The sequence below is a fragment of the Pseudomonas paraversuta genome (assembly GCF_904067025.1).
In the GTDB taxonomy this organism is placed as follows: Bacteria; Pseudomonadota; Gammaproteobacteria; order Pseudomonadales; family Pseudomonadaceae; genus Aquipseudomonas; species Aquipseudomonas paraversuta.
The window spans coordinates 1516420-1533860 of the sequence record NZ_CAJFDA010000001.1 but is presented as its reverse complement, the minus strand read 5'-3'; the positions used below and the strand labels follow the sequence as shown (position 1 = coordinate 1533860).

At 51.3% G+C, this 17441-nt stretch carries 15 protein-coding genes and 1 pseudogene; 5 read left to right on the top strand and 11 right to left on the bottom strand.

Annotation, left to right across the window (positions count from 1 at the left end; genetic code table 11):
* Positions 1 to 31: 31 nt before the first annotated feature.
* From JQ848_RS07255 to JQ848_RS07245, 3 genes are read left to right on the top strand one after another with little or no spacing between them, the layout of a single operon-like run.
* Positions 32 to 1225 (top strand): restriction endonuclease subunit S, encoded by a 1194-nt coding sequence (locus JQ848_RS07255; protein WP_202210423.1) that lies wholly within the window; start codon positions 32 to 34, stop codon positions 1223 to 1225.
* On the top strand, positions 1219 to 4332 hold the full coding sequence (locus JQ848_RS07250; RefSeq protein ID WP_202210422.1) for a type I restriction endonuclease subunit R: 3114 nt from the start codon (positions 1219 to 1221) through the stop codon (positions 4330 to 4332). Before JQ848_RS07255 ends, JQ848_RS07250 begins: the two co-directional genes overlap by 7 nt.
* Positions 4322 to 5050: a M48 family metallopeptidase gene (locus JQ848_RS07245; protein ID WP_202210421.1), complete on the top strand. Its 729-nt coding sequence runs from the start codon at positions 4322 to 4324 to the stop codon at positions 5048 to 5050. Before JQ848_RS07250 ends, JQ848_RS07245 begins: the two co-directional genes overlap by 11 nt.
* A 125-nt stretch (positions 5051 to 5175) precedes the next feature.
* On the opposite strand, the gene JQ848_RS07240 is transcribed toward JQ848_RS07245, so the two are convergent.
* From JQ848_RS07240 to JQ848_RS07190, 11 genes and pseudogenes are all read right to left on the bottom strand, one after another.
* Complete coding sequence (locus JQ848_RS07240) at positions 5176 to 5541, bottom strand: histone-like nucleoid-structuring protein, MvaT/MvaU family (protein WP_202210420.1); 366 nt, start codon at positions 5539 to 5541, stop codon at positions 5176 to 5178.
* Positions 5542 to 5623: 82 nt separating this feature from the next.
* Positions 5624 to 6391 (bottom strand): hypothetical protein, encoded by a 768-nt coding sequence (locus JQ848_RS07235; protein WP_202210419.1) that lies wholly within the window; start codon positions 6389 to 6391, stop codon positions 5624 to 5626.
* Between the two features lie 120 nt (positions 6392 to 6511).
* Entirely contained in the window at positions 6512 to 6682 is a 171-nt protein-coding gene (locus JQ848_RS22700) for a type II toxin-antitoxin system PrlF family antitoxin (RefSeq protein WP_268968741.1), read from the bottom strand.
* Positions 6683 to 7092: 410 nt separating this feature from the next.
* Complete coding sequence (locus JQ848_RS07225; RefSeq protein ID WP_235972431.1) at positions 7093 to 7950, bottom strand: HNH endonuclease; 858 nt, start codon at positions 7948 to 7950, stop codon at positions 7093 to 7095.
* A pseudogene (locus JQ848_RS07220) lies at positions 7947 to 8585 on the bottom strand (AAA family ATPase); the annotation flags it as partial. The gene JQ848_RS07225 and the pseudogene JQ848_RS07220, both read right to left, overlap by 4 nt.
* Before the next feature lie 21 nt (positions 8586 to 8606).
* Positions 8607 to 9757, bottom strand: a protein-coding gene (locus JQ848_RS07215; RefSeq protein WP_104502081.1) for an IS3 family transposase whose coding sequence is annotated in 2 segments (ribosomal slippage) — positions 8607 to 9523 and positions 9523 to 9757 — 1152 coding nt in all. Because the reading frame shifts where the segments join, the coding sequence is not laid out codon by codon here.
* Positions 9758 to 9816: 59 nt separating this feature from the next.
* Positions 9817 to 10719, bottom strand: coding sequence for a hypothetical protein (locus JQ848_RS07210; RefSeq protein ID WP_235972427.1), 903 nt, complete (start codon positions 10717 to 10719; stop codon positions 9817 to 9819).
* A gap of 398 nt (positions 10720 to 11117) precedes the next feature.
* Complete coding sequence (locus tag JQ848_RS07205) at positions 11118 to 11474, bottom strand: hypothetical protein (RefSeq protein ID WP_202210417.1); 357 nt, start codon at positions 11472 to 11474, stop codon at positions 11118 to 11120.
* 49 nt (positions 11475 to 11523) lie between these two features.
* Positions 11524 to 11928 (bottom strand): DUF6957 family protein, encoded by a 405-nt coding sequence (locus tag JQ848_RS07200; protein WP_202210416.1) that lies wholly within the window; start codon positions 11926 to 11928, stop codon positions 11524 to 11526.
* A gap of 112 nt (positions 11929 to 12040) precedes the next feature.
* Positions 12041 to 12769 carry a metallophosphoesterase family protein gene (locus tag JQ848_RS07195; RefSeq protein ID WP_202210415.1) on the bottom strand — a complete coding sequence of 243 codons (729 nt, stop codon included), beginning with the start codon at positions 12767 to 12769 and terminating at the stop codon, positions 12041 to 12043.
* Positions 12770 to 12772: 3 nt separating this feature from the next.
* Positions 12773 to 13276 (bottom strand): hypothetical protein, encoded by a 504-nt coding sequence (locus tag JQ848_RS07190; protein ID WP_202210414.1) that lies wholly within the window; start codon positions 13274 to 13276, stop codon positions 12773 to 12775.
* Between the two features lie 392 nt (positions 13277 to 13668).
* Between JQ848_RS07190 and JQ848_RS07185 the strand changes: the two genes are divergently transcribed.
* Together JQ848_RS07185 and JQ848_RS07180 are read left to right on the top strand one after the other, a co-directional pair.
* The gene (locus JQ848_RS07185) at positions 13669 to 14127 is read left to right on the top strand and encodes a helix-turn-helix domain-containing protein (RefSeq protein ID WP_202210413.1); all 459 of its coding nucleotides are present in this window, start codon (positions 13669 to 13671) and stop codon (positions 14125 to 14127) included.
* Between the two features lie 159 nt (positions 14128 to 14286).
* Positions 14287 to 17061 (top strand): UvrD-helicase domain-containing protein, encoded by a 2775-nt coding sequence (locus JQ848_RS07180; RefSeq protein ID WP_202210412.1) that lies wholly within the window; start codon positions 14287 to 14289, stop codon positions 17059 to 17061.
* Positions 17062 to 17441 lie beyond the last annotated feature (380 nt).

The window sequence follows — 17441 nt, the reverse complement described above, 5'->3', positions numbered from 1 at the left end:
TAGGCCGGGGTACAAGCTGACGGAGGCTGGGGTGATTCCGGAGGATTGGGAAGTCAAAAAACTTGGAGATATTGCAATCATTGCTACAGGTAGCACGCCGCCTACTCGGGATTCGGCGAACTATGGCGATGAATTTCTATTTGTCAGTCCAGCCGACTTGGGCGATGAAAAGGATGTAATTGATACTCAAAGAAAGCTTACCAAGAAAGGCTTCGCGATTTCTCGACGCTTCCCAAGGGACTCCATACTTTTTGTATGTATTGGTTCCATAGGCAAGTGTGGAGTTGCTTCAGTCGACTTAACGACAAATCAGCAAATCAACGCAATTTTTCCATCTCCAGCCTTTTCGACTGATTACCTTTATTACACTGTATGTGCGGCAGCGCCAAAAGTTCGAGCTCTTGCAGGTGAACAGGTCATACCAATAGTCAACAAAACGCAGTTTTCTGAAACACCGGTATCACTCCCATCTATTCCCGAACAGCGCGCCATCGCCGCCGCCCTGTCCGACATGGACGCCCTGATCAGCGGCCTAGATCAATTTATCGCCAAAAAACGCGACATCAAACAAGCCGCCATGCAACAACTCCTCACCGGCCAACAACGCCTGCCGGGGTTTAGTGGAGAGTGGACGCTGAAGCGGACTTGCGAGCTTGGTGAGATCGTAACTGGAAATACTCCGAGCACCACTATGGCCCATTATTGGGGTGGTGATTTTCCTTGGATCACGCCTACAGATATTTCAATCTGCCGTGATATGTTTGAATCTTCGCGTCTCATAACCATTGAAGGGCTTCAGTCAATTCGACGCCTACCAGCCAATACAGTGCTTGTAACGTGTATCGCCAGCATTGGTAAAAATGCGATATTGAGAGTTGAGGGTGCTTGCAATCAGCAAATCAATGCTGTGATACCAAGCCAAAAGAATAGCGCAGAGTTCCTTTATTATATATTCGAAGCAAGTAAGGAATACCTGCTGTCTAATGCTGGAACTACGGCAACTAGCATTATTTCGAAGGCGACCTTTTCGGAACTTACCTTTCGCGTTCCTCCCCTAGAAGAACAAGCCGCCATCGCCACCATCCTCTCCGATATGGACAGCGAACTATCCACTCTCGAAACCCGCCGCAACAAGGCCCGTCAACTCAAGCAGGGCATGATGCAAGAACTACTGACCGGCAGGATTCGGTTATCTCAAAGCTCGCAGGAGGCAAAGTTATGGTAGCCGTAGTTGGCCAGATCGAACGCAAGACCCAAGACCGCGTGGTTGCGCTGTTCCAGCACACCCTCGGCTACGAGTATCTGGGCGACTGGGCAGATCGCGCCGACAACGCCAACATCGAGCAAGAACTGCTGCGTAGCTGGCTGACCAAGCAGGGTGTAGACGCGATGCTGATCACTCGCGCCTTGTTCGAACTGACCAAAGTGGCCGCTGATGCCAGCAAAAGTCTCTATGACCGCAATAAGGCGGTTTATGAGCTGTTGCGCTACGGCGTGCGAGTAAAACCCGAGGTGGGCGAGAATACCCAAACGGTTTGGTTAATCGACTGGAAAAACGCCGAGAACAACCACTTCGCACTGGCTGAGGAAGTAACGGTGAAGGGCGCAGATGCCAAGGCGAGCACAAAACGCCCGGATATAGTGTTGTACGTCAACGGCATCGCTCTGGCGGTACTGGAGTTGAAGCGATCCCGAACGGCAGTCAATCAGGGCATTCGTCAGAACCTGGATAACCAGAAGCCCGAGTTCATTCAGCCATTCTTTTCCACCATGCAGCTGGTGATGGCGGGCAACGATACGCAGGGTATGCGCTACGGCACCATCCAGACAGGTGAGAAGTATTTCCTGACGTGGAAGGAAGACAGTCCTGTCGATAACCTTCTGGATCGCCACCTGCAACAGGTGTGCAGTAAACACCGTTTACTGGAGTTGGTGCACGACTATGTGGTGTACGACAGCGGGGTGAAAAAGCTCTGCCGGCAGAATCAGTATTTCGGTGTGCGTGCCGCGCAGAAACACATAAACCGTCGTGAAGGCGGGATCATTTGGCACACCCAAGGCAGCGGTAAGTCACTGACCATGGTCTGGCTGGCCAAGTGGATTCGAGAAAACATCCAGGACTCTAGGGTGCTGATAATCACAGACCGCACCGAGCTAGATGAGCAGATCGAGAAGGTCTTTACCGGCGTCAATGAGCAGATTTATCGTAGCCAGAGCGGCGCTGACCTGATCGCCAAACTGAACCAGCCTGCACCCTGGCTGTTGTGTTCGTTGGTGCATAAATTTGGCAGCCGCGAAGAAGACGAATCAGAGAACCCCGATATCAAAGGCTTCCTTGAGGAACTGCGTAAGAACCTGCCAGCTGATTTTCGCGCCAAGGGCGATATCTATGTGTTCGTCGATGAGTGCCACCGCACCCAGTCTGGCGAACTGCACAAAGCGATGAAGGCGATTCTGCCCAATGCGCTATTTGTCGGCTTCACCGGTACGCCGCTGCTCAAAGCTGACAAGCAAAAGAGCATCGAGGTGTTTGGCGGCTACATCCACACCTACAAGTTTGATGAGGCAGTTAAGGATGGCGTAGTGCTGGACTTGCGCTACGAAGCCCGCGACATCGACCAGAACATCACTTCGCAGAAAAAGGTCGATCAGTGGTTTGAGGCCAAAACTAAGGGGCTGAATGACCTTGCCAAAGCGCAGTTGAAGCAACGTTGGGGCACCTTGCAGAAGGTGCTTTCGAGCCAGTCGCGGCTGGAGAAAATCGTCGCGGACATCATGCTCGACCTAGCCATCCGCGACCGCTTAGCGAATGGGAGAGGCAATGCGATGCTGGTCACTAGCAGCATCTTCGAGGCCTGCAAATGCTACGAGCTATTCGCCAAGGCCGGCATGGCCGATACCTGCGCCATAGTTACCAGCTACAAGCCATCGCCAGCCGATATTAAGGGCGAGGCTACCGGCGAAGGGCTGACCGAGAAACTGCGTAAATACAACATCTACAACCAAATGCTGAACGGCAAAGATCCGGAGGTGTTCGAGAAAGAGGTTAAGCAGAAGTTCGTCAAAGAGCCGGGGCAGATGAAACTGCTGATTGTGGTCGATAAGCTGCTGACCGGCTTTGACGCACCTTCAGCCACCTACCTGTATATCGACAAACAAATGCGCGACCACGGCCTGTTTCAGGCTATCTGTCGGGTCAACCGCCTGGACGGTGAAGACAAACAATACGGTTACATCATCGATTACAAAGATCTGTTCAAGCAGCTTGAAAACTCTATCGGCGACTACACCAGCGGAGCGCTGGATGGCTTCGATAAAGCCGATGTCGCTGGCCTGCTGGAAGACCGTCTCAGTAACGCCCGTGACGACCTTGAGGATGCGCGCGAGACGATCAAGGCGCTGTGCGAGCTGGTTGATCGGCCAAGAGATACGCTGGCTTATTTGCGCTATTTTTGCGGGACTGAATCGGGCAATGCCGAACAACTCAAGGCCAATGAGCCGCGCCGGTTAAACCTGTACAAGATGACCTCTGCCTTGATTCGCTGCTTCGCCAGCGTGGCCAATGAGTTGGAAGAGGCGGGCTACAGCGCCAAGCAAATTGCCGAGATCAAAGACGAAGTCGATCACTACAACAAAGTACGTGACGAGGTGAAGGTTGCCAGTGGCGACTACATCGACCTCAAGGCCTATGAGCCTGATATGCGCTTTTTGATCGACACCTACATCCGTGCCGAAGAGAGCGAAAAAATCTCGGCGTTCGATGATATGTCGCTGATTCAGCTTATCGTAGAACGCGGCGTTGATGCGGTAGAGGTGTTACCCAAGGGTATTCGCGGCAGCCAGGAGGCTGTGGCAGAAACCATCGAGAACAACGTGCGCAAGCTGATCATCGATGAGTCGCCGATCAACCCAAAGTATTACGAGACCATGTCGTCCTTGCTGGATGCCTTGATCGCCAAGCGTAAAGAAGACGCCATCAGCTATCAGGAGTATTTGCAGGAGGTTGTTGAGCTGGCCAAACAAGCCAAGAATCCCAGCAGCACCAATAGTTATCCCTCGACCATGAGCACCGGTGCACGTCAGGCGCTGTACGACAACCTGGATAAAAACGCTGGATTGGCACTTGCGGTCGATAACGCGGTAATGGCCAACCGTCAGGATGATTGGCGCAACAACGCCTTTAAGGTGCGCAAAGTGCGGCTGGCGATTAAAGAGGTGCTTGATGCAGCCGGCCACGATGCGGCAGAACTTGCCGGCGAGTACCATGCGGGCGCGGCCAATCAGGCCTTGGATAAGCTGCTAGAACTGGTAACGAGCCAACGTGACTACTGACAGCCACAGCATCACCGTCAGCGGCCTAAGCGTCGAGGTGGTGCGTAAGAACATCAAAAACCTGCACCTGGGCGTTTATCCGCCCTTGGGTCGGGTGCGCGTGGCTGCCCCATTGGCCGTCAGCGACGATGCTGTGCGCTTGGCGGTGGTTGGAAAGCTCGGCTGGATCAAACGCCAGCGCGCCAAATTCCAAGCCCAGCCGCGACAATCTCAACGGCGCATGGTCAGCGGCGAGAGCCATTACTTTATGGGACAGCGTTATCGTCTGCGTGTAGTCGAAGGCAGCACACCGATGCGGGTCGCGTTGCGGGGCAAGGCCGCGCTGGATCTGTTCGTGCGCCCGGAGACCAGTACCGAACGGCGAGAAGAACTGCTCCAAGCCTTCTACCGTGCCGAGCTAAAAAAACTAATCCCCACCCTGCTAGATAAATGGCAGCCGATCTTGGGGGTTGAGGTGAACGCTTGGGGCATCAAGAAGATGAAAACTAAGTGGGGCACCTGCAACATCGCCGCCCGCCGCGTCTGGCTTAACCTGGAATTGGCCAAAAAGCCAATCCAGTGCCTGGAATACATTCTCGTCCACGAACTGCTACACCTAATCGAACGCCACCACAACGACCGCTTTCGCGGCCTGATGGATAAGTACTTACCGCAATGGCAGGCGCATCGAGATGAGTTGAATAGGTCGTTGTTGGCTGAAGAACGCTGGGATTACTAAAATCTATCAGCCTTTCTGTCCATTTAAACCTAACACAGTTCTTAACTTAGTCAGACCTGGGTGAGATAGGACAAGCCCTATATGAAAAAAGGCCCTCATTGAGCCTTTTTTTACTCAAAGAAAATTCATTTGGTCAGCCAGGACTCGACGGTCGCGGAGCCGTGCTCAGCTTTCCATTCCTTCAGAGTCTTGTGATTGCCGCCTTTGGTTTCGACGACTTCTCCAGTGTGAGGGTTTTTATAAACCTTCACTTGGCGTGGCTTACGGGCGCCAGCTTTGGATTCGACGACTGGAGCGCGGCGGCGCGCTTGCGGATCAAGCAGGTTGATCACGTTCGGCAGGCTGTAACCGTACTCGGCGAGCAAAGCGCGCAACTTCGTTTCGAACTCGATTTCTTGCTTCAGGCCGGCATCGCCTTTCAGGGCTTCAAGAGCCTGGAGCTGCTCGGCTAGGTGTTTTTCGAGCTGGCGGAATTCGGCGAGTTTGGACATTGGGGCCTCCGTGGTTTTATCGGATATTCAAGTCAAAATAAATTTAGAGTGTCTTGTGAAGACAGCAAGATTTGAATTTTTATTACTTTACCGCAGAGTTGGAAAGACGGTTAAACACATCTGCATAAATGCCAGTATCTGCCAGCGAAAAAAGTAGCATTTCAACTTCATGGATGCGGTTGGAATCACCCCATAGATCCTGACTCACCTTGGAGACCAACGACACATAAGCAGCGTAGGTGCTGTGCTCAGGAATAAAATGGTTCCTTCGGATCGTCTTAGGGTCACTCGCACCATGAACGTGAGGCTGCGGATGGCCCAATTTTTCCCTTAAAAGCAGAGTTGAAACATCCAACATCTTTAAGCGTGAATTGCGCCCTTCTGGCATCGGAAAAATCGGGTGCTTGGCCCCGGCTAGATAATTGATAGCGTTCAGCGAGTAGGCAACCCTGGCATCATAAATACATGCCCAGTCAGGGCAGACGATGGACGCCCATTTCGACCAGCTACTGATCATCTTGAATGAGGGGTTGTATACCACCGGAGGAGCTGTACTGCCCTTCATGTGCGAAAAGAGAATAAGCGTCTCATCGACTTTTGAGAAGCGGGTAATCCCACCCCAAACCTTGACGAAATAGGTAGCGACTCGTCCATGCTCAATAGGGCAGTCGGTTCCCCTCACCAGTTGACGCAAACCTGACTTCAGCTCCAACGTTCTGTCGAACGATGTGCTACCTCTAAAGGTCAATCCGAACTCGCTTATTGCGCGATCCTGGTCAAAATCCCAATCGTAAAGGGTCGGTAGTTTGTCTTTCCAAGGGCGTAAATATTCAGCTACAAGTTTGTGCATTTGATACCTCGGGATCGGCAACCAAACACCATATTAAAACAACATCATTAACTGAACACGGTCTTACCGTGAGATGAACCACTTAAACGACTGACTCATCGCCCCCCTCGCCGCCCTGATTTATTCGTCTTCCGCTGAGAGCGGCGTATTGAGGTCAACATCAACCTGACAGACTAGCGAAATGATGCGAGCGACCAGACACGTATCCACAGGCAAGATGCGCTCCGGATGCGAATTCATGTCAGCCGCCAATAGCTCGAGAGTTCGGGATACGGAAGGATGAGCCTCCATCGGATCAGTAAGCGCCGACGAGGTCTTGCTCTGAACGCGGTTCGTAGAAGTGATTACGGGGATACGAGGATCATTCATGACCAAACCTTATCTGCAGTTCGACGTTGCAGCAACCGGTGGATGTCCTGCCCATTTTGATGACGACGTGTTGCTAAGTAGCCTAAACAGAAGCTTTTGGAAGCGATAAATTATGGCTCAGCAATAATTATGGCTGAGCCATAATTTGGGATAATTCCGTTTTGCCGCTTCGTCCACCGTCTCTGTTGGCGAAACTCGAATCACCTGCCGTACACCGTCCAAAGCTGATCACCCCATGTAGTGAAGCTTTGGCTCAGCTCTCTGCGCTTCCCCCCAATCCGGCTCGCACACTCGCCAAGCCCACAGGCATCTGCCAGAGGTGGCTCCTTTCTCTACAATTGGGCATTGCAGAACCATTCATCCATGGCCAAAGCCTTGTACATGACCTTCCTCCAATGGTTAGGAAATAAAACGGGTGAGTCCCCTATGGAGCGCAAGTATGCGCTGAAGCTGTCGGTGTCTAGATCTTTCATTAACGACCGACGTTGATCGACTAGAACACCAAGCTCTTCTGCAGCCCTGATACTGTACCGCTTTGCAATATCAAAGAAATCGAAATGGTTTACCGCGCGCTGGTAATCTACTGGACGCCATACTTCAGGCGGACTCGCTTCATAAGAAATAACACAGGGCTGCGAATGCGCTACTGTAGCGGTGATCCACGCTTGGTCAAAAAAACAGGCCTGGTCAAAGTAAGGATGGATCAGTTGCTCATTGGGCTGGGTGAACAGCGGATTGCCTTTATCGGTATTGCAATCTCGACAGGCAGGAATGAGATTGTGCGGTAGTACCGACAGTTTCGGATAATTCGCTTTGGGCAAATAGTGATCTAATGATCGGGGATGTCCTATTCCACCACACGTAGGACAGCTATCCTCAGCTGCTACCAAAATCGAATCATAAATCTCACGTCCCAGCGGACGTTGCACCATATAGTATTCGTAGAGCCTCACTAATTCGCTTTTTCGAATGCCTGCAACGACGACAGGGTTTTCCCCGCGTCCAACTATCAACGGAGGCAGCTCAAACGTTGAGCCTGCTATCGCCCTTTCAATGAAATTGACGGCTGTGTCTTTGATGTCTCCTATCGCAGCCATCATTCGGTTACGTTCTTCCTCGTCGATGATTGCTGAAATGCAGACACCGTAAGCATACTCCGGAGCATAATCCGGGCGAGACAGACGCTTCATGACTGAGCCTTCGAATCGCGAACAGCTAAAAGCGCTCGAAGTATCGCCTGAGCTTCGTAGCCTAACTGCCCGTTGAATTCACTTCGGATCTGTTCAAAATCTTTTCCTTGCTTGACCGCAGCTGCCAGCAGAGTGTGGAAACCTGAAGAGGTAACCTCCAAGCCGAATATCTCTCTTGTAAGTACACCCACGTTTTCACCGAAGGTTTCGACATTAGGCCGATGGGCGGCAGCCACCAGTTGCGAGCGATTGACCTTCCATACGCAGGAAGAAGGGATTTCCTGGATGACCACTGGGGAATGAGTAGCAATAATTGCTACTCCGTTTCGATCTAGCAACAGTTCGCTCAAAGCCCTAACAAAAGCCGATAAGAGTGGTGGGTGTAGATGGCTTTCTGGCTCATCCAGAAGCACTAGGGTTTTCTCTTCTACCCGCTCAACTAATCTTGTTATCGTTAGCAGGACAATCGCGTGCCCAGAACTCAAGTTCGAGAACAGATATTCCGCAGTAGCGACGAATTCATTACCGCTCAGAGAGAGAAGCGTCAAGAACCTCATTTCTGCGAAGTTCTCGTCAGACTGTAAACTTTGGATCGCCTTTTTCCAGCGATTCCTTTTATTCGTTTCCTTAAGGCACGGTGAATCGCCCCGGGTTTTCTAGACACTCTCAAGGCTCGCTGCGTAACGCTTTTCAAACTCTACCGGTGACAGCTGATTGTTGAAACTGTGGCGTCGTTTTGGGTTGTAAAACATCTCGATGTAATCGAACACATCATCTCGAGCATCCTGGCGTGTAGTGTAGATTTTACGCTTGATCCGTTCCCGCTTCAGCAACTGGAAAAAGCTCTCCGCCACAGCGTTGTCGTGGCAATTACCTCGACGACTCATGCTGGCTACCAGGTTGTTAGCTTTCAAGAAGCTTCGCCAGTCTGAGCTGCTGTACTGACTGCCTTGATCCGAGTGGATCATCACCTCTTGCTTCGGCTTACGTCTCCAAACCGCCATCAGCAGTGCATCAATGGCTACGTCGCTGGTCATCTGCGACTTCATTGACCAACCAATGATCTGGCGTGAAAACAGATCGAGCACCACGGCCAAATACAGCCAGCCTTCATATGTTCGGATGTAGGTAATGTCTGTGACCCAAACTTTGTTGGGTTCTCTGACATCGAATTGGCGCTTCAGTAAGTTCGGTGAGGCAACGGCTGGCTTACCACCGTATTTTCCAGGCCTCCGTCGATACCCAGTCTGAGAACGTAAACCTTCAAGGCGCATCAACCTAGCCACCCGGTGACGGCCACAGCTCTCACCAACCTCTCGCAGGTCATCATGGATCTTTCGATAGCCATAAACGCCACCGCTTTCCAGCCAGGAGTGTTTGATCAATCCAAGCAGTCGCTGATCGTCCTTGGCTCGCGCAGATTTTGGTTCTGATAGCCACGCGTAGTAGCCGCTGGGATGAACCTTGAGCGTCAGGCAAAGCCGTCGAATCGCGTAATGACCCGCTTGCTGCTTAATAAATGCGTACTTCAGCCGCACTCCTTGGCAAAGTACGCGGCGGCCTTTTTTAAGATGTCTCGCTCCTCCGTCACCCGTTTCAGCTCGGCACGTAGACGACGAACCTCAGCGCTCTGATCATCCTCCTCAACGCGCTGTTCCTGGGGCTTGGTGTAGCGCTTAACCCAGGCATAGAGGCTGTGCACAGACACACCCAATCGTGCAGCCACCTCCGAGACAGGAAGCTGCTTTTCGGTCACTTGCTTGACCGCCTGGATTTTGAATTCTTCGGGATAACGCTGGTTGCTCATGGCACCTCCTAATGGGCCTCATTTTAAGGCTTGGAGGTGTCTACGAAACTAGGGGCGATTCACGCTCGCAGGCCAGCCAAAAATTCGGTTTTAAGGGCTTTACGATGTTTTAACTCATGTTCATCGGCGCCTTTAACTTTGAGTCCGACGTAGTAAAAGCAGGTGCCTTTTGCTGGATCTGGTTGTTCGGCAGGCGGATCAAATGGGTCGAACGCGCTGAAGGAAACCAATACGACGCTGCTAAAAAACTCCTGACTGATGGGTGTTTTCGGCATCCCCCAAGGATTAATCTGATATATGCCATCGGCGCCTGCATGCCCGTCCCTGATCGAGTTGATCATGCCGTTAAGGATAGTAGTCTTCCCGATGCCATTGCGACCTATCAGAGCGTGAATATTGGTCGAAGGGGTAGACTCGGCCTCAACCTCGAAGCTAAGTTCAATGCCTGCAGTCGCGCTGTCCGTCAGTTTTGTATATACAAACGAATAGTCAGTGCGAATGGCCCCACCCTGCAGAACCCGAGGAAATTGCTCTTTGACACTGCTCAAACTAACGTCGCGCAGAAGAGAGGTTGAGAAAACATCTTCCTCAATAATCCCTTCCACAATTTCTGGATTCGCGACGATATCCTTGAGCCCAGTTAAATATTCAAACTTCAGTGAAGATGAGTCAATTTTGGCTATTTCACTGTAGTATTCAACACTATTACCCAGAGAAAAAAAACCCTCTGGCAGCACGGTGAAACGGGGAGGAAGTTTCGAGTAGGTTGAAGTAGAGGTTTCCTGACCTTTAAAAGCGATCTTCACATTTTCAAGTTCAAAACGCTCTCCTGCCTCATCAAAAAGCACTACATAAAACATCGTTACAAATTTGAAATCATTCCAGCGATCGAACTTGAGATAGGCCGCATTCCTCGCATGGCTTGGGAATTTTTCATCTCTGCCTATGACGTAAAAATCCATTCTCGTGCAATCTCCGGAGTGCTCGTAACCGAGCGGCCACGAAGGACTAGATAGTAAAACTTAAGGCCTTCATATTACCAGAGACTACAGGAAAAATTCAGATTGAAACGCTTCGCATTACTAGTTCGGGGCGCTAAATACTAAGAGGTCACAGCGAGTTACTTCTAGAGGTCTGACGGAGCTCGAGCGATGAGCTTGTCCCGAATCGACTCCCACTCCTCCATTGAAATGAGCACCGCAGTCCGGCGTTCCCCCTCGATGAAAAACGGTTTGCGAGTCGTGATCACCTAGTCGAGCAACTCGTCAAAATGACTTATTGCCCAAGCAGCTGACCATCGTTCATCTGACATGTGCCAGGCCCTATCTCGAGCTCAAAAAGGTGACTTTATCACCGTCATTTAGAAACGGTCGGCGGATTCGATTAGCTTGCGAAAGCTAGCTCTTCCGAGGTCTCGCTTGAAGCTAGCGATGACGTAATTACCATCTTGAGTCTCGAGTAACCAAAACCGGCCTTCTTTTCTCGCTGATTGAATTTTACCGGTGCGGAGGATAGAACCATCGGCTCTGTGGTAGGCATCGTCCTTCTGAGAGTAATCGAAAGACACCCCGAGGCAAGTGTCCCCGGCGATCAGTGCATCGATGATAAACGCTGTAATGGGCACGGTGTATTTACGTAGACTCGCCCGCACCAGGCGACTTAACTGAAAGTCACTCAATTCCTTACTATGGAATTCCAGCTCAATTACTTCAGGCATCCAACCCAAGCTCCAAAACGACTCTGTTTAAATTGTCGGAGAGCATCGCTTACCCTGCCTTCATCGAAAAGGCAGTCGCCACGCTGGCCTCTTTTCTCAGGCCCGATCCCCAGAGGAGGTAGACCGTACTTTTGGTTTCAAACATGCACCCCTGGCTAAAAGACACGCCAAAATTGCTGCGCACCCACATCCGAGGCTGAAAGCGGCCTCTACTGTCTAGGACGACTTCGTGAGCGTATAGAGTTGCCGGGAGTAAACCGAGCTTCGTCAGTTTTTCCCTTTCCTCAGGCGTCACAGTGAGATCGATCAAAATCCACTGTTTGACCACACAGAAGGCTTTGCCAGGGAAAGACTTTGCTGCCAAAGAGATCAGTCCTTCTTCAGAGTCCTGCCAGCCTGGCGATTCATCTCCTGTTCCGTAAAGTAACTGCGAGATTTCATTCAAAGTGACCATTCAAAAACCTTAGATTCACACTAAATATCAACCGTTCGAACAAACTCACACCCGCTAGTTTTGATCTATCAACTCCGAGCTCATGGAGGACACTGACGAGATCTATTCACCATCAAACCACCACCAAGCACCCAGGATCGAAGCCTGTCCTTTGACCCGGATAACCGCGTGGATTGGAAACCACTCGGCACCCATTCTTGAGGAAGTCTGCTGCAAAATGCGTGTGCCCATGTATCCAAAGATCATTCTTACTAAGAAACTCTGACCAATCGTTCGCATAGGCTGCAACCAGGTGTCCGGGGTGATCGTCACCTAGATGATCCAACGCTGGTGCATGGTGTGTGACCACCACGGTTTTACCGTCGAAGGGTTTATCGAGTTCTTGGGCTAACCAGCGGCGTGCCCTCATTGATTTAGCGACCAAATCGTCTGGACGTAAGCGCCTGTAATCCAAGTCGGCTCGAATCACCAAGAAATCGTTCATCGAATCCCAAGCAACGCGCTTTGCCGCAACCACATCACCCGTAGACGAATAATCCGTCCAGGCAGTTGTGACCAAAAAGCGCGTGCCATCGAGAATGAGCATCTCGTTTTCGAGTACATGCACATGGGGCAATGCAGCGTTTTTCATCTTTCGCAGTGTGTGACCTATGTGCCCGCCGTAGTACTCATGATTACCGCAGACATAGATCACCGGGCATTGAAAAACCTCGTTTGCCCATTTCACTCCACGTGATTTGATATCAATGTCGCCAGCGAGAATGACGACGTCCGCATCGCTTGGGGTGGTATCGAACCGAGCGAACTCGAGGTGCAGATCTGAATAAATTTGGATCTTCATGGATTAACCTGCCGCCGTTGTAGTGGCAGAGCGATTCGGGGTCTGAGAGTTGGTGCAATGGAAATGCTTCCCTGCGGCAGTCATGGCGTCGTAGATCGTTCGAGTATTTCTGAGCAAGCCTGCGTCGATCTCGCCGGGAGAGCTGCTGTAAACTGCTCCGCTTTCGACTTTATGAAGCAGTACGCACTCACCTTTTCTGTCATAGCCGACGATCACACTGATCAACTTTTCCATCCGTTCTAAAGAGCTCCCGTTAATGCAAGCGGGAGTAACAACCTGAACCGCCTCAATCGTGTGCTCTCGGCTCCGCTGAGAGATTAGGTGGGCCAACATAGAGGGGTCTGTTGGCATCATTTTTTTGAACCGAACCTCTGCTCCTTCACAAATGCGAAAGCGAACGTGATACCAAAAATCTTCCGCGTTTCGCTCGACCATCCGCCAAGCCGTGCGGCCAGGCCCAGGGAAGCCCGGTAAGCCGACCATACAAGACTCATCTGAAATAAACATGACGCTGGTTTCCTCGTTTGCGGTGCTGCAATTCGAAATGCGGCGGGGCGATTGGGGAAGTATTCACACGAAAGTTCATGCGCCTTCTCCTGCTTGTCGCTTCTCAGCCTAAGCAGCTTGAATTCACCCGCGTCTATTCCCCCACGCACTGACAATTTATGGCTATTGTTCACTATAAGAAGGCTACCCCATGTGCCAATTCTTCTGGGCGTAGCCAAGTGGTGCACTCCGGCTTCGAGGCTACCAACGAGTCTCCGGCCTGGCCTGAACTGACTGTATGAGGCTGATTAAATCGCAAGCCGCCCATGCTAAGTCCCAAAAATATAAATATATAGATTTGAATGGGATTACGCAAACACGGCATACCGTCATGCTTTGGGAGGGGAGTCAGGATGTTGCTTCGCCAAGCATATGCTGCAGTGCTACAGACGTTGAGAGCTCGACTGGGTCTCTCACAGCACGACATCGCGTTGACTGTCACACAATCGCACGTGAGCCAGCTTGAGGCTGTAAAAACGTCCGCCACTCTGGAAGTCAGCCAAGAGCTAGCAGAAGCTCTACATCTGCATCCTGTATCCTTTCTAGTGCTTGTGTACGCAGCCAAAGACCAACGACCAGCTCGGGAAGTTCTGCACTTAGCTCTAGAAGAGTTGGAAGCTAATAATCTGCTGGATATCCCCCTTCCTATTCAGCCCGAAAAACTGTCTTATCCCCAATCGGTGGCAGCGCAGAAAAAATGGGAAGCCGTCCAGGAGCTAAAAAAAGAAGGGCACAGTCAAGCTGAGGTTGTGCAGATCTTGGGGATGCCGAAATCAACAGTCGGACGTCTTTGGCACTTGAAAACCCCGTAGAAGAAAATGTCTTCCCTTGCTTAGTGAAAGCCCGTGGTTACATTCTCTTAGCTCTGCTCAATTCAACATAGACGATTTTGTAGAGATCTGACCTTGAGTGCGAGGAGATCGGACATCTTCTCTCAGGTACACTCCACTTTTTGTGACAGTGGAATCGGCATGACAAAGGAATGGCGAGCATCTGCTTGGGGGCGGCTGCTGACGAAATCCGAAACGTGGCGCCTCTGGGTCGAAGATGGATGTCTTCTGCTGAAGCTGCGTGACGCCACTTTGAAGATAAACCCCCACAGCCTCGCAAGTGTGGAAGTGAGTCGGGGGGTGCTATGGACGGACTTAACATTCTTCCAAGACCGCAAATACCACATAGATGGTTTGCCCAACTCCAAAGAGCCCTCGCTGACCCAGGAGTTGGGGAGACTGCTTCAGGTAGCTAGGCGCAGCCAGTTTGAGGACTGTTATTCATCCATAAAGGGGTGGTTGGATAAGGTCGCGTCAACCATTAGCACTGCAGATTCCCAGCACCACTGGTTAACCCACGAAAAGCAGCAAGCTCTCATTGATGCAAAACCGACTCTTAATATTGACGACCAGGCATTAACCAAGCTCTTCCGGACTGCCGATGTTCAATCTTCTCTCGGTGAACTTGCCGGGGCAATCCACCAGGATCTCGATGCCTGGATGTGTGAGTGGAAAGAGTCGTGGGCAGCACGAAATGAAGCATTCATGCTGAGGGAGCTGGATGGATGCAAGGAGCTACTCGCGAACGTCGAAAGCAAGCCACTTACGGGTGAGCAATCAAGAGCGGTCATATGCTTTGACAATCGAGTCCAGGTCATCGCATCCGCAGGTTCGGGCAAAACCTCGACCATGGTTGCCAAGGCAGTTTATGCCCTGCACCGCGAGCTAGTTCCGCCCAAGTCGATTGTCATGCTTGCCTTTAACAAGGATGCAGCCGGCGAGCTGCAGGCGCGGATCGCAGCATCACTGAATCGGCTCGGCATCGAAGACGTGGAAGTAGAGGCCAAGACTTTCCACGCGTTGGGGCTTTCCATAATTGCTGAAGCTACAGGCCGCAAACCCCACGTCCCGAATTGGGCAGTAGAGAGCCAACTTGGACTCATGAAGCTTCTGAACATAGTCGACGACCTGAAAGACCAGTCTGAATCGTTCAGGGCTCAGTGGGATCTATTTCGCTTGGTGCTAGGACGGGATGTTCCTGCTGCTGGGGAGGAGCAGTCGTTTGAAGCATGGGATAAAGAAGGACAAGGCCGACTCGTCTCGTTGGGTGGTGAGCTTGTAGCTAGCCAAGAAGAGCGAATTATCGCTAACTGGCTGTTCTACAACGGCATCGACTATCAGTATGAACGATGCTACGAGCACAATACTGCTACAGCGATGCATCGCCAGTATTTTCCCGATTTTTATTATCCCGCTATCGATCTTTATCACGAACATTTCGCGCTAGACGCGCAAGGCAATCCTCCTGAACATTTCAAGGATTACTCGCAAGGTGTGGTCTGGAAGCGCGACACACATAAACGTTTGGGCACAGCCCTGATTGAGACGACTTCACATCAGTTACAGACCGGGAATATTTTCGATCATCTATCCAAGGAACTAACTGCTCGCGGTATTACTCTCGATCCAAATCCGGATCGACCAATTCCTGCAAAAGGCGTGGTACCGATCGAACATGTCGACCTGGTCAAGCTGCTTCGCATGTTCATCACGCACTTCAAAAGTAACAGCCTCAGCATGGAGCAAATGTCAGATCGCATTCGAGATTTACCACCTGGGGCATTCAAATACCGCTTTGAAGCGTTCCTTGATCTTGCCGGCCCCGTGATCGATGGTTGGAACATGGCTTTGGCCCAAGATCGAGGAATCGATTTCGAGGACATGATTAACATGGCGGCTGAACGACTTGAGCAAGGTCATCCCTCCCCATACAGCCTTGTAATGGCTGATGAATATCAGGACGCCTCAAGGGCTAGGGCTCGCCTCTGCCGCGCTCTAGTCTCGGAGCCCGGTCGCCATTTGTTTGCTGTAGGGGACGACTGGCAATCGATCAACCGGTTTGCTGGCGCGGACATATCTGTAATGACAGGCTTCCGAGACTGGTTCGGTCACGGTCAAATCTACCGTCTAGGCACTACATTTCGGTGTCCGCAAGAGATCTGTGACGTGTCTAGCCGATTCGTCTCAAAGAACCCAGTTCAGTTGGAGAAGACGGTTACGTCAGTGACACCTGCTATTGGCGCTGCTATCCAGGCTTTCCAGGTTCTCGACAGAAACCAGATCCAAGACGCCATCAATCAGTACCTAACAAACCTCTATCACAAGCTGATTGAGGGAGAGATACCTGCGGGAAAAAGTGGCAAAGTGAGTGTTTTCATTCTAGGGCGCTACAAAAACGACCGACAGTATGTTCCAGACAGCTGGCAGTATAATTTCGGCGACCGTATCGAGCTTAAATTTAAGACAATCCATACCTCCAAAGGTGATGAGGCAGAATACGTTCTGCTCCCGAGTATGGTGGCTCGCGGATTCCCGAATCTAAAAAGCGATGACTCAGTGCTCGAGCTGGTGATGCCAGCCGGCGATACATACCCATACAGCGAAGAACGCCGTCTGTTCTACGTGGCTCTGACTCGAGCTCGCCGATCAGTTGCGATGTTCACTGTGATGGGAAAAAACTCACCGTTTCTGGATGAGATGGTTAAGGAGGGAGCCATCAAGGTCACCAGCATTCGCGGAGAACCCATACATGAAGACAGGTGCCCCTTGTGCAAACGAGGAGTGATGGTCGCTAAGGAAGGCCCCTATGGCCAATTCCGCTCATGCTCAAGCTATCCGATGTGTAGTTTTAAGCCTAAGCAACAGAAGAGGCCTGCGGCGCGCGGTTCCGGGGCGTCCGACAGGGGCCCTTGGTAATCCATTTGCTTATGTCGATATGATTGGGTTGAATAAGGCGACCTCTAGGCTGATGGCGTGATTTGCTGTTCATGACAAGCCTTGCGGTATCGCGACACCCTGAAGGGGGGGAGGTAACGGCGGCCTGTAGGGCATTTGTCCGCATGCTGGCTACGCTCCCCGACCAATGATCTGTAGCCAGAGCGGTTATAGTTCACGAGTACGCCTACCTAAAAGCTGGAGCTATGAAGACAGGTTCGTCGGATGCTTACGCTGGGCTCATGGATCAAACTTGTAACCTGATTCGTACCTCTTCTCGTGGGCCGGCAATGTTTGGGACATAGTCAAAATAGGTGTTGAGCATTTTGACCGCTGTGAAGATGTCGTAGGTTTCGAGCACT